Raw genomic sequence first — 13,146 nt, forward strand, 5'->3', positions numbered from 1 at the left:
TTTTGTCCTCTTTTTTTGTCTTCTAACTTGTTGTCTATCATGTGTATTAGATCGACGATAGTGTTTTTATTAGCGGTTCGAAGAGCATTATTTTCAAAATAGAGTTTTCCAGGGTACATCGAACCAACTATTTTTCTCTGCTTCTCTATATCCTCCGTTAAAAACATAGTTTCCAGCCTTGAAAGTGACTTCATCGCCTTATCCAGCAGCTCTTTAATGTTGTCGGTCTGCATTGAGCTCATGTCTAAAATAGCTTTCAATTTAGCTAGTTTTTCATTGAAGCCAGACTTCATTTCCCGGTAGTCGTCCGGATCAATTTCCCTCGCTGAAAGCAGTTCTCGGATGTATTGTGTCTTATTTTCTATCTCTCTTATTTCTGAGATTGTCTGTTGTTGAAGTGTAGAATCAATTTTGAATTTTGTCCACTCATCTTGAATCGCCTTTTTGTAAATGGAAATGAGAGAAGCCTTGGGTACCGATTTTTTTAGTATTGACAGAAACTGATTGTTTATTGTGACCGCGTTGACCCTGAATCTACATTTTCCAGTGCAATGATAGTAAGAGTAATAATCTGACCTCCCTTTTGAGGTGCTGCCAGATAAAGTATTACTACATTGCGGACATTGTATGAAACCCCGTAATGGAAGTTGGTCTTTGGAGATGTACTTTACCTTGTAATCACCTCTTGATCGTTTATCGAGAATTTCTTGGACTTTGAAGAAAAGTTGTTCAGTGATAATAGGTTCATGTTGCCCTTTAGCATATAAACTCTCTTCATTCTTGTATTGCTGAATAAAGATTTTTCCGCAATAGACCGGACTACGAATAATTGACCAGAAAAGACTCCTTGCACCATTGAAGCCTTTGTCTTTTGCCTTGACGTAAATTTGTTGGACGTTATAAACATCGTTGGCGACTTCTTGGAATATCCATCTGATGAGATCCTCTCGGCTTTTGTCGATTTCGATATATTTCCTTCGGCTATCATCTATTTTGTTGATGTAGCCGTAAGGAGCCGAGCCCATCCAGCGCCCTTCTTTTCGGGCCCGTCGCATACCATCAATAATGTTCAATGCCCTTCTATCATTTTCCACTTCGGGGGCGGCAAGATAAAAGGCGAGCATCATTTTATTCTCTGGAATACTTAAATCCAGAGGCTGCTCAATGGCCTGTGGTTCGACGCCATATTTTCGAAGCGTGGCTATCATGAAATAGGCATCGCCAGCATTGCGACTGAAGCGATCCCATTTTAGAAACAGCAGTAAGTCCGTTTTTCCCCTATACCTTCTCAACTTCCATATCAGCGTCTTCCAAGCTGGCCTATCGAAACTTTTTGCCGAGTGGTCTTCAACATAGACTTCACGTACTGCGATGTCATTTAGGGCGCAGTATTTTCTCAATAGTTCTTCCTGGCTGTAGATTTCGTCAAAAGTAACCACCATCTTTCGTTCCAAACTGGCCACCAAACCGATTGTTCAGCCTTTGCGAACCTATCCCATCGGTAATACGATATTCATAATCTGGGATCCAGGGAATTTCCAGTAGCTACTCTTTCCAAACCTCTTTTGCTACGCAAAAGGCCACATCTACTCCGTTTATCAACAGAATATAGAACAAGAATTCAACTACATCGGAACAGGCAACAATCTTTCGATTTTAGATAAGTTTAAGAAGCTCTAAAGCATGTAAAACATAGTGACTACACATCAATCCAGAACAACAATCTCAATGCTTAAAACCCTTTAAAATCAGTCAAGTGGTCACTTTTAAGCGAAATCAGGTGGCTACTTTAGAGCGTAATAGGTGGCCACTTTGGAGAAAAAAAAGGTGGCCACTTTTGGAATATCCCCCACTCGGTCAGGTAGATATCCCCGGATTGCTGCTGCTTCCTGTACATCGCCAGAAAATTCAGGTCCGCGGCAATCGCCGGATCGATCACCAAGGTCTGGTCCCCCTTGCCAACGGTAAATGGATGGGTGATCTGCAGCGCGGCTAACCATCCCGGCAGGCTTTCGGCGCTTACCGATTGTGGCAATCTCCACTTGGCGGCACAGGCGATCGTTTCCTGAAAGTAAACCCGGGGATAGTGTTCCAGATGGGGGAACATCGCCTGCAGGTCTAGGCCCAATCTGGACTGGATGCCCTGGTATTGCAGGTCACATAGAAAGCGGAACAGATCCAGGTCGGAACGCCCGTGGTTATAGGCAGAGGCTAGTCGCGGCACCAGCCTTGCGCCACTTCGGGCATGGTGCAATAAGATCTGTCCTTCGCTAACGCTGACTATGATATCTTCCAATCGCAGTGGCTCGGCAAGGGTAGACCAACTGCCGATGGGCAGTTCGGTGGCATATAGGTGCTCCCGACGGTTCACGTTGTCCGTACGCCCTTCGAACTGATAGGCCAGATCAAAGAAGACCGCTCCGGGATTGGAAGCCTGTTCGATTTCCGACAGGGAAAGACTAAGCTCCCTGATCCCCTCGATTGCCGTGAAGCGTCCCAACAGGGCCGTAGCCGTTGCTCCCCCGGCTTGATGGATCACCGCATGGCCGTGATAGATATGAAATAGGATACTAACGGTATTGGGCAGCGGCTGTGCGGATGGTGCCGGTTTGAAGTCGGCCAACTGGATGGCTCCCCCTTTGGCCAATTTCGAAAGGACAAACTGTTCAAACGCTCCATAGGCAATGCGGGGAACTTCTTCGCCATGGATTCGTTGCTGCAGTTTGCCCACCACGCCATCTTGTGGCATCTCGGCTGCATTGCCATAGCCAATGCCCAGGATGGGATCCAAGGCCAGGCTCAGCGGCACGCTGCGCTGCTCCCATAATTGCAAAAAACTACTTTTGAACTGTTCCAGCAGCGGGTTCGATGGCGGCCAAAGGCACCTGCTGATAAAACGGGCGTAATCCTTCAGCTCGCCCGCGATGCTATCCTGCAATCCGCCGCCAAGGTGACTGCGGCTGGCAATGGCGTAACCCTGTCCAGTGGTCTGAGCCTGCTGCGTCCGCACAAAATAGTCCTCTCCGGTGATGTTTGCCTGCAAGTCGCATTCCAGTGCCTGTAGTTCCAACAGCTGCTTCAACAGGGCGAGCAAGCTCCTTTTCTTCATGGCAAGCTTATCCCACACCAGCAGTGCCAGCTCATCGAAGGACCGAAGTGTCCTACAGTAGTCCAGCAGCAGATCAATATCCTCCCTACGTCCGATGGCATTGAGCTCAAACTGCTTTTGGCCACGGTACAGGTAGTGGAACTCCTGGCCATGGACATAGCACAGGGGATTGGTGCGAAAATTTGCCCTCACCAACGATCGGCTCTTATAGTCGATCTGCTGGACAGCCTTCCAGTCGGGCCGTGCAAGGACCTGCATTTGCTGTTCAAGTGTGATCGTGCCCCCATCGCCCCCGATGGGGACCAGCGACACGGATGCAAATTCGCCGAAGGGAGTGGCGCGGTATCGGCTGCGGTTGAAATATTTCCATACGGTGAAGCGCACCTTTTCGGACTGGGCCGCCAGATCTTCCGCTTCAAGTTCGGCGATGATCGGGTAGAACTCCGGCGCACTGTCCCTGATCAGCCGCTTCAGCGTCGGCCAGGCCCGATCCAACGTCGTGTCTATTGGAAACAGCGGACTGCGGCAGACTGCCCGGCAAGGGACCTCTAATTCGTTTTGATTTCGTGCTTTCATCATTCGGGATAACAGACTTTAGAAACATAACCGTCTGTGCGCCCAATCGTACCAACACCCTACATACATAATGGGCCTGAATCTATTCTGGCCGGTGGAAAAATGCCAGCTCGATCATTACTGCGAAGTTCTCGGGGCCGCTTTGGACCCGGCGGGCTGGCGGAACGGTCAGCCTGCCCGTAACCACGAGGCTGCTGCTGCATGGCGGTGATGGAAAAGAATAGCCCCGCCAGCGATCTATCCCCAGCGGAACTGATCTCGGACTGGCATGCCTGTCCTTTGCCGGCGTTTACTTTTCCATGGACGATTTATTGATGCAAAGTTATTCCGATGGGCTTTCATGGGTAAAGGGTATATGAACGGATGTACCATCCGCCCTTGACCCATGGCACATCTCCATTACCATTCCATAAATAAATCATTATGATCATGGAAAAAGTAAACCTTAGCCTTTTTACGGCGCAGCAGCTACAGACCTATCTCGATGAACATTCGCTCGGTTGCGATGAACAGCAGATCGCCGGGGAACTCAGCGCACACATCGCCGCCAGTGATGTCGCCCAGCTCGGGTTCTTCCGACAGTTTGGCGAATGCTTCCACAAGATCATCAGGAACGTCCATAGCTACCGGCATGGACTGGAGTATGGTTTTACAGCGATCGAGTTTAATCAATATGGCTGGCTCAAACGGGCCCTGTTCCTGGACCAGGAAGAGTTTGCTTTTGGTGACGCCAAACGTCTGCACTGTGAAAGTAAACTGGAGATCGGTCGTGGTCCCAACGGCAAATGGACCTATGGCCTTTGGTGTTCCTATGGTACGGCAGGATCTGTCAATGGTCTGAGCGTGTATGCCCCGCCGCTTCCTTCCCGCCAGGCTGCCATCGATGCGGGGCTTGCCGACCTGAAGGCCAAGTTCTCCAAAGTGCTCGGCAATCCCGATACCATGAACTACAGACAGGCCGTGATCGTAAAGACCCTTGCCGACATTGTCGCATTTCAGCATTCGCAGGTACAGCTGACCTTATTCTAGTCCCCGTGCCTGCGCTTTTTTGCTCGGAAATCCCCCGGTCAAAAATTAGGGATGTCCAGTGTCCGATGCACATTGGCCGGATGTTGCGGGAGATCTTTCCCCCGGTCTGATTGCTGAGGCGGCCTATGGCCATGACTGCCATAGGTAGCACGTCGAGCAAACCCTCGGCCCGGTTCCCGCATCATTCCCGTTCTGTCGGACCTTATGGTCATCCCTGTCCACGCTGCCTGTTGGCCTTGATCACAAGATCGACCTTGATCCCCTTGCAGTGATCATTTTTATTTAGTCCTGCCGGGCAGTCCTTCATTTCAGAGATCGCCACGGACAACCCATGGGTGTGAGTGGTGGGTAGGCGCCAACCGATCCAGTTCAGCGGGACAGCCTTGTTTTTTCCACTGCTCGGCCTACCGCTTCGTCAGTTCCGAACAACGCCTCAAAATGGGGATGACTAAAGCGTTATGAGATTTTGCTTGCAAACGAGCCTGTAATTTTTTAACTTTGATAAACCAAACCTGTTGAAAACCAATGGATACGCCAAATGCCATCACCATCATGCAGTTTCCCATTTGCATGGGGCAACATGAGAGCTTTGATCTGGTCTACCGGACCTATCATCAGGCATTGGTCTACTACGCCAAAAAATTCGTGGATGCCGAAGACGCATCTGACCTGGTAGAAAATATCTTCGTCAGGTTGTGGGAAAAGCGGACGACCCTTAACGACGAGGAGCATATCCGTAAGCTGCTCTACCTATCGGTTAGGAATGCATGTCTGAATCATATTGAAAGAAAGAACAACACCAACAAACGACATCGGGTCGTGGCCGATCAGACGCTGATCGATGTGGAAAGCCACCTGCATACGATGATGCACGCAGAAGTGCTGGCCGAAGTCTATCGTGCCATCAACCAGTTGCCGCTCCAATGCGCCAGGGTTATCACCTTGAGCTATGTAGATGGAAAGAGCAATGGGGAGATCGCAGAGGAAATGGGACTGTCCGAGCAAACGGTAAAGAACCATAAGACGCGTGGACTGAAGATCCTGAAGGATAACTTGTCCGACAGCGCATTGATATTGCTGTTGATGTTGGCCCATCTGAAATAATCCTCAACAGTTTTTCTTAACGGCACTGATGCACATGAACGCGGGAAACTCGTTCAGCTCCCTGTAATGCTTGGGATCGAGTTTTTCAAATTCACTGACCGGCTTGGGCTCCACCAGTTCACGGAGATAAAACCCATTGGCGGTAAACGGAGCGATACATTCCTGTAATGATCTCCTAAAACTGTTCATCTCGATCTTTTTGCCGAAGCCGCTCCACGTTGCTTTTACATGCTCCACGGCGAAATATCGTTTCGACCTGAAATAGGTATACTCAAAAAAAGGATGCTCAATGGAAATGACAACCATGCCATCCGGCTTTAATACCCGATGGAATTCCCTGACAGTATTGGTCCAGTCCTGCAGATAATGCATCGCCAGGGCGCAAAGTACCACATCGCATGAACTGCTTTCTATCATCTCCATAGGCTGGGCAAGGTCATGGACAAAGAACTGTCCGTTGCTGCCATTTCTTTCCCTTGCTAACTTGACCATCTTGGGACTAAGATCGAAGCCAACCACCTCTGCTCCCTTGCCGATCAGGATCTCGGCATATTTTCCGGGGCCACAGGCCGCATCAAGGACAACCTTGCCCGCTACCTCTGGCAGCAAACGCAAGGTGTTGGGACGATCATAATATGCGTTGTGCGGCTTGTGGTCAATCAGTTCATTATATTTTTCGGCCATCGCCTCATAGGCGGCCAGGATATCTTCTTTAACCATTCTGCAAGCTAAGTTACAAAACGCTTGACTGTCTTCAACCAGTATCATGCATTGATCTGGTGATGTGGTTTAATTTTTTTCTTCACCATTAGGTACTAATTCTTCCACGGGCGGTTATAGTTACATAGTTTAAAAAAAATGGAAGAATCGTCGCAATCCCGCATACTCTATTTGATCAGTGGCTACAACGCCGGAAGATTAAACTATGCCGAACAATCGGAGTTGAACGCATGGGCCTCCAGCAGCCCGAAGAACCGTGATGCATTTATCCAATTGACCGATGGGCAGGCCATAGCAGAACAGATCGCCGGTTGGCGCATCGACGATACGGAAAGGTCGTTGTCCAGCGTAAGGTACCTTATCAATGTTCGCAGGAGAAAGCGGAACAACATCATCCTGTGGGCAGCTATTTTTCTATCCGCACTGCTGTCATACGGCATTTATTGGTTGCTGCTCACTGCTGACCTGCACCGTGCCGGTAAAACTGATGATGTTTTTGACATTGCCAGAAATGTACGGCCGGGAACCGATAGGGCAACATTGACACTAGCGGGAGGAAAGGTCGTGGACCTAGGTGGAACGGAAACCGGAACAGTTGCTGTCGAGCAGGGTGTAAAGATCAGCAAGTCTGCCAGCGGACAACTCGTTTACCAGAAAGCAATCCACGGTTCCAATGATAGCGATGAGCAGGGTCGCCAGGTTAGCAGCTACAATACCATCAGTACACCCAAGGGCGGACAATTTCAGGTGCATTTGCCTGATGGCTCTAAAGTATGGCTCAACGCGGCCTCAACACTCCGCTACCAGGCTAATATGTCATTATCCCAACCTCGCGTAGTGGAACTGAGCGGAGAGGCCTACTTTGAAGTCGCTAAAATATTCTCCGCACAGCAGTCAGGTGCGGGCAAGCAACGACTGCCATTCATCGTCAGGTCCGCCTCCCAACAGATCCAGGTGCTGGGCACCCATTTCAATGTCAGCAGCTATGCCGATGAGAGAAATGTGGTAACCACGCTGCTCGAGGGAAGCATAAAGGTTTCTGCACTACGGGGCGATAGACCTTCCGCACTGCTCAGGCCCGGGCAACAGACGCTCATTGGCAAAAATGGCCTGGAGGTTATCCCAGCGGATACCGAGCTGGCCGTCGCCTGGAAGAACGGCGAAATACGGTTCAGGAATGCGCCGTTGCATGAGATCCTCAAGCAGGCTGCACGTTGGTACAACATAGAGATCATCTACAGGGGAGCGCTGCCAAGTGAGAGATTGAGCGGAGGGATCAGGCGGAGCGACAAGTTGGATGTGCTCTTGCGCATACTGGCCCTGCAGGGACTGAAATTCGAAATCGAGCAGACGCCAACCGGACAAAGGCTCATCGTCCTTGACAGGTAAAGGATGGATGAACAACGAAAAAAAGGGTGCCGGTTGACCCCATGATATCAACACAGATAGACCGAACAAGTAACAGAATGTATAACCTTAACCAAACGCCAATGAAGTGAACATAAAATTTTTAAATAATTAGGTTAATTAATAGTCCCGTAAAAAAACAAAGCCGATGGTTCTCGAACAACCATCGGCAGCGTTTGGGCTAATGACCTATTGAAGAATCCTCAATCAACTAACCCTAACAGAACAAACTTATGAATTTTTTCAAACCTTTCCCAATGGCAGCCGGCCATTGGCAGGGCAGGCCATTCAAAATCATTGTAACAATGAAATTCATACTGTTTCTATTCGTAGCCAGCATGCAGGTTTCGGCAGCGGTAAAGGCCCAGCGCGTTACCCTGAATGTGACCGATACGCCGTTACTTGGTGTAATGAAACAGATTGAAAAACAGACAGGCTACCTTTTTATCTATAATGAAGAACTATTACGGCAGCAACCTCCGGTAACGCTTTCCATTTCCGATAATCAATTGGAAGGTGCGTTGCAGAAGCTGTTCGGCAAATACCCATTGGTTTATCACGTGGTGGGAAAGAGCATCGTACTCAGGGAGAAACCAACGCCAACGCCGACCACCAGAGCGGTTCAGCCACAACGGAAAATTCGCGGAAAGGTCACCGATGGTACGGGCCAGCCCTTGGCTGGGGTAAGTATTCGGGCCAAGGGTACCGATAGGGTGGCGGTCACCGGTAGCGATGGAACCTATCTTATCGAAGTTGGTGAAGGTGCTGTCCTGCTGTTCAGCTATCTTGGCTACCAAACACAAGAGGTCAACATTGGCACTAGTAGTACGCTCGATGTGGAAATGAAGGAAATCGTTGGACAGCTTTCGGGAGTCAATGTCGTTAGCACCGGTTTCCAACAGATTCCAAAGGAAAGGGCTACTGGTAGTTTTGCCAGCGTTGGCAGTCCGCAACTTGAAAGGCAGATCAGCACCAATATCATTGATCGCCTGGAAGGCGTAGCCAGCGGCATAGTCTTCAACAGGAGCGGATCGGGGGCAAGGCAGATTCGTGTACGAGGACAGAACACGATCTTTTCCAATGCGGAACCGCTGATCGTGGTCGACAATTTTCCCTATGAGGGAAGTTTGGACAACATTAACCCGAACGACGTAGAGAACATTACGATCCTGAAGGATGCTTCAGCAGCTAGTATTTGGGGCGTACGTGCGGGAAATGGGGTGATCGTGATCACTACTAAAAAAGGAAGGGCAAATCAGCCCTTAAACATCAATTTCAATAGCAATGTTACCATTGGCAATAAGCCCGATCTGTATTATGATCGTGCCTTTTTAAATAGCAACGACTTTATCAACGTAGAACAGCAGTTATTTGCAGCAGGTTTCTATACGGCGGCGGAAAACTCAGTAGCAAAGGCTCCCCTTTCACCAGTTGTAGAATTGCTAATTAAGAAAAGAGACAATCCTTCACAGGCTGCGGTCATAGATGCGCAGATTAATAGTCTGCGCAGCGTAGACTACCGTGATGATCTTTCCAGATACTTCTACCAGCAGAACGTAAATCAACAATATGCGCTGAACCTGAGTGGCGGTGCTGATAAAATGACCTATTACATGTCTGGCGGTTTGGATCAGAACCGTGGGATTGCAGTAGGTTCCGAATACCAGCGTTATTCCTTCAATGTACAGACGACCTATAACCCTGTTAAGAATTTGGAGTTCAGCGCGGGTTTGACTTATGTGCAGAGCAACAATCTATCAGACAATGTTTTGACAAGGTTCCCGTCTTATGTAGATCCCTATACGCAATTGGCTGATCCAAATGGAATTGCATTGCCAATTGTGAACAACTATAGGATGACTTATGTGAACGAAGCGCCAAGCAAGGGCTTTTTGAACTGGGCATTTGTGCCTTTAGACGAATTTGGTAAACAGGTTACCAAAAGTAACAACAACGAGAATAGGCTCAATGCTGCTGCGAAGTATACGTTTATTGAAGGTTTATCGGCTGAGGTAAGGTATCAGTACCAAAAGCAAATGATCAAGAATAATACTTTGGCAAACTCGGAGAGTTTTTATACCCGAAATTTGGTTAATCGTTACTCTACGGTAAACACAGGTGGAATCGTTACGCTGAATAATATACCGCAGGGCAATATTCTTACTTTTAGCAGCAATGAGATTGTAGCCAACAACCTGCGAACTCAGCTCAACTACAATAATACTTTGGGTGATCATTCCTTCACGGCCTTGGGCGGGTATGAGATCAGGGAGATTAAGCAAACTTTTACAGGTGGTACATTTTATGGTTATGATCCCAATGTGGCTACCGTTACCAAGGTGAATACTACGGCCAGTTTTAATTTGCAGCCTAACGGTAGCGGCGCCATCCCTTACACAGACGGCATCAACAATACCATCAACCGGTATCTTTCGTGGTATGGCAATGCAGCATATACTTTTAAAAACCGTTACACGGTATCGGGCAGCGGCCGTGTAGATGGCTCCAATTACTTCGGTGTAAAAACGAATCAAAAGTTTGTTCCACTTTGGAGCGTGGGTGTAAAATGGGATTTTGATAAGGAAAGTTTTTATAAATTGGCCTTGTTTTCCAAACTTTCATTACGTGCAACATACGGCTATAATGGTAACTTGAACTCGACCTTATCAGCTTACACCACTGCGCTTTATTTAAGTGCTGCACCAAACACCGGTTTGCGTTATGCATCTATTACCAATCCTCCAAACCCTCAGCTGCGTTGGGAGCGTACGCGTATTTTAAATTTGGGAATTGATTTTGGGTTAAGTAACAAGGTGTTATCTGGCAGTATTGAATACTTCAAGCGCAATGGAGAAGATATCATTGGCGATGCCGAACTCCCTCCTAGTACAGGAGTAAGCGCATTGAGAGGAAACTTCGCACAAACTTCGGGCAATGGTGTAGATCTGACGCTGAACTCCAATAATCTCAACGGGAAACTCACTTGGCAAACCGGATTATTGTTTAGCTATGCGACAGACAAGGTGACCGCTTATGATGTGTTGACTTCCGTGCAGAACATAGTTCAAAACGGTAATGATAATTCAGGGCTTATTTATCCAAGAGCGGGTTATCCAGTTTATAGTGTATTTAGTTACCGTTGGGCTGGTTTAGACCCGGCTACTGGTGATCCTCAAGGATACGAAAATGGTACAATTTCTAAAAATTACACCAATCTGATCAATCCTAGTAGTATCGATGATGTTGTATACAGTGGTCCGGCTAAACCTGTATATTCTGGTGGGCTACAAAATACTTTTTCTTATAGCGGCTTTACTCTCTCTGTACAACTCAACTTTAAACTGGGCTATTATATACGTCAAAATTCTATTTACTACAGCAGTCTGTTTAGTGATGGAGCCGGTTATGCCGATTTTACCCAACGCTGGCAACAACCTGGAGATGAACTGCGCACGAATGTACCCTCCATTCCGTCTTTAACGGTAAATGCAGGCACTAGGGATACCTTTTACAACCGTAGCGAGGCTGTAGTGCAAAGAGGCGATCATATTCGCTTGCAGGATATAAACCTAAGCTATGCCTTTACTAATAACAACTTGAAGCGTTTAGGTATTAAACAGCTTAATTTAACCCTTTATGCCCGCAACCTAGGTGTTGTTTGGCGAGCCAATAAACAAGGTCTCGATCCCGATTTATACACAACTGGCTTGTATCCCATCCCTACAAGCTACTCATTGGCCCTACGTGCGAACTTTTAATTTTTTGGAATTATGAAAAAAATATTTGAAATATGTATACTGTTGAGCTTTTTTGCTTTGGTAAGCTGTAAAAAAGATTGGCTAGATGTGAAACCCCGCGATAGCCAAGTCGTACCCACCACTATTGCAGATGCACAGGCTCTGTTGGACGATAATAATAATATAAATCTTATTTATCCCACTTTGGAGTTAGGGTCAGATGATTACGAGCTAACGTATACTTCATGGTTAAGCGCGGCACTAGTGGGATGGAGAAATGCATATATCTGGAAAAGCGATATTTGGGAAGGTGATATTCAGGCGGACTGGAATAATTTTTATAAATATGTTTTTGTGAGCAATGTAGCATTAGAAACACTTGGGAAGATAGCAGTTAATAACAACAATATTTCAAGTTATAACCTTGCCAAAGGACAGGCTCTTTTTGTAAGAGCAATATCGAATTATCATTTGGCTACTTTGTATGCCAAGCCTTATTTACAGAACACATCCAATAATGATTTTGGCATTCCGTTAAGGTTAAGTGCTGATATCAATGAAAGGTCTTTTCGCAGTACCGTACAGGAAACTTACGATCAGATTATTGCCGATGCCAAAGCATCCATTCCTTTGTTACCCGTTACGCCTCTGTTTACCACAAGGCCAAGCAAACCTGCCGCTTATGCCCTTTTAGCCCGAGTTTATTTAATACGTGGCGAAAATGTCAACGCAGAAAAATATGCTGACAGTTGCCTACAGCTAAAAAATACTTTGATCGATTTTAATACTTTGAGTTTGACTAGCACGTTACCAATAGGGAGAGATAACGTAGAAACCATCTACTACAGTGGCTTTTCCAATTCTACTAACTTGCTTGCTGCTAACTTAATTGTACCAAGCAATGTTTATCAGATGTACAGCGCCAACGACCTTCGCAAGGTTATTTATTTTTACACCCTCAATGGGAAGTTGACACGTAAATCTTCTTACACTGGGACTACTTCTATTTTCGGAGGGTTAGCTGTTGATGAGGTTTATCTTATCAGAGCTGAAGCCTGTGCCCGGTTAGGGCGAACAGTCGACGCGATGGCAGATTTAAACTCCCTGTTGGCAAAACGTTTTATGGGAACTTACGTACCGTTAACGGCTTCCAATGCAGATGCTGCTTTGTCAATAATTTTAGCCGAAAGACGAAAGGAATTGATCTACCGAGGACTGCGCTGGGCAGACCTGCGCCGTCTTAATCAAGACAATCGCTTTGCCGTTACTCTCGTCCGAGTACTTAATGGTGAAAACTATACTTTACCGCCGAACGATAAGCGTTATACTTATGCTATCCCGGAAATAGAAATACGTAATTACGGTATGCCACAAAACGAGAGGTAACTTCACTAGAGGATATCTTGGCGTAACGAATACTTTGACTTCGCTCGGAGCGAGGCTTAGTATAATTCAGTCACTATT

At 47.1% G+C, this 13,146-nt stretch carries 7 protein-coding genes and 1 pseudogene; 5 read left to right on the plus strand and 3 right to left on the minus strand.

Annotation, left to right across the window (positions count from 1 at the left end; translation table 11 throughout):
• Window positions 1-749 precede the first annotated feature (749 nt).
• Both ACY2A0_RS13125 and ACY2A0_RS13130 read right to left on the minus strand, forming a co-directional pair.
• Window positions 750-1,442, minus strand: a pseudogene (locus ACY2A0_RS13125) (recombinase family protein); the annotation flags it as partial.
• Window positions 1,443-1,789: 347 nt separating this feature from the next.
• Window positions 1,790-3,688 carry a lantibiotic dehydratase gene (locus tag ACY2A0_RS13130; RefSeq protein ID WP_461791538.1) on the minus strand — a complete coding sequence of 633 codons (1,899 nt, stop codon included), beginning with the start codon at window positions 3,686-3,688 and terminating at the stop codon, window positions 1,790-1,792.
• A 426-nt stretch (window positions 3,689-4,114) separates the two neighbouring features.
• Here ACY2A0_RS13130 and ACY2A0_RS13135 point away from each other — a divergent pair, with 426 nt between their 5' ends.
• Window positions 4,115-4,714, plus strand: a complete 600-nt coding sequence (locus ACY2A0_RS13135; protein ID WP_461791539.1) for a hypothetical protein — start codon at window positions 4,115-4,117, stop codon at window positions 4,712-4,714.
• A 525-nt stretch (window positions 4,715-5,239) separates the two neighbouring features.
• A complete protein-coding gene (locus tag ACY2A0_RS13140) occupies window positions 5,240-5,818 on the plus strand; it encodes an RNA polymerase sigma-70 factor (protein ID WP_461791540.1) in 579 nt (192 codons plus the stop codon).
• 3 nt (window positions 5,819-5,821) lie between these two features.
• On the opposite strand, the gene ACY2A0_RS13145 is transcribed toward ACY2A0_RS13140, so the two are convergent.
• Window positions 5,822-6,538, minus strand: coding sequence for a class I SAM-dependent methyltransferase (locus ACY2A0_RS13145; protein WP_461791541.1), 717 nt, complete (start codon window positions 6,536-6,538; stop codon window positions 5,822-5,824).
• A 138-nt stretch (window positions 6,539-6,676) separates the two neighbouring features.
• On the opposite strand from ACY2A0_RS13145, the gene ACY2A0_RS13150 reads away from it, so the two are divergent.
• The 3 genes from ACY2A0_RS13150 to ACY2A0_RS13160 all read left to right on the plus strand — a co-directional run bounded on the left by ACY2A0_RS13150 (window position 6,677) and on the right by ACY2A0_RS13160 (window position 13,068).
• The gene (locus ACY2A0_RS13150; protein ID WP_461791542.1) at window positions 6,677-7,927 is read left to right on the plus strand and encodes a FecR family protein; all 1,251 of its coding nucleotides are present in this window, start codon (window positions 6,677-6,679) and stop codon (window positions 7,925-7,927) included.
• 323 nt (window positions 7,928-8,250) lie between these two features.
• A complete protein-coding gene (locus ACY2A0_RS13155) occupies window positions 8,251-11,703 on the plus strand; it encodes a SusC/RagA family TonB-linked outer membrane protein (RefSeq protein ID WP_461791543.1) in 3,453 nt (1,150 codons plus the stop codon).
• A 12-nt stretch (window positions 11,704-11,715) separates the two neighbouring features.
• Complete coding sequence (locus tag ACY2A0_RS13160) at window positions 11,716-13,068, plus strand: RagB/SusD family nutrient uptake outer membrane protein (protein WP_461791544.1); 1,353 nt, start codon at window positions 11,716-11,718, stop codon at window positions 13,066-13,068.
• Window positions 13,069-13,146 lie beyond the last annotated feature (78 nt).

This window comes from Pedobacter sp., from assembly GCF_965249885.1.
Lineage (GTDB): Bacteria > Bacteroidota > Bacteroidia > Sphingobacteriales > Sphingobacteriaceae > Pedobacter.

Excerpts from the sequence above, each read along its gene's own strand:
- ACY2A0_RS13135 (WP_461791539.1), top strand. The coding sequence starts at position 4,115 with ATGGAAAAAGTAAACCTTAGCCTTTTTACGGCGCAGCAGCTACAGACC.
- ACY2A0_RS13160 (WP_461791544.1), top strand. The coding sequence starts at position 11,716 with ATGAAAAAAATATTTGAAATATGTATACTGTTGAGCTTTTTTGCTTTG.
- ACY2A0_RS13150 (WP_461791542.1), top strand. The coding sequence starts at position 6,677 with ATGGAAGAATCGTCGCAATCCCGCATACTCTATTTGATCAGTGGCTAC.
- ACY2A0_RS13130 (WP_461791538.1), bottom strand. The coding sequence starts at position 3,688 with ATGATGAAAGCACGAAATCAAAACGAATTAGAGGTCCCTTGCCGGGCA.
- ACY2A0_RS13140 (WP_461791540.1), top strand. The coding sequence starts at position 5,240 with ATGGATACGCCAAATGCCATCACCATCATGCAGTTTCCCATTTGCATG.
- ACY2A0_RS13155 (WP_461791543.1), top strand. The coding sequence starts at position 8,251 with ATGAAATTCATACTGTTTCTATTCGTAGCCAGCATGCAGGTTTCGGCA.
- ACY2A0_RS13145 (WP_461791541.1), bottom strand. The coding sequence starts at position 6,538 with ATGGTTAAAGAAGATATCCTGGCCGCCTATGAGGCGATGGCCGAAAAA.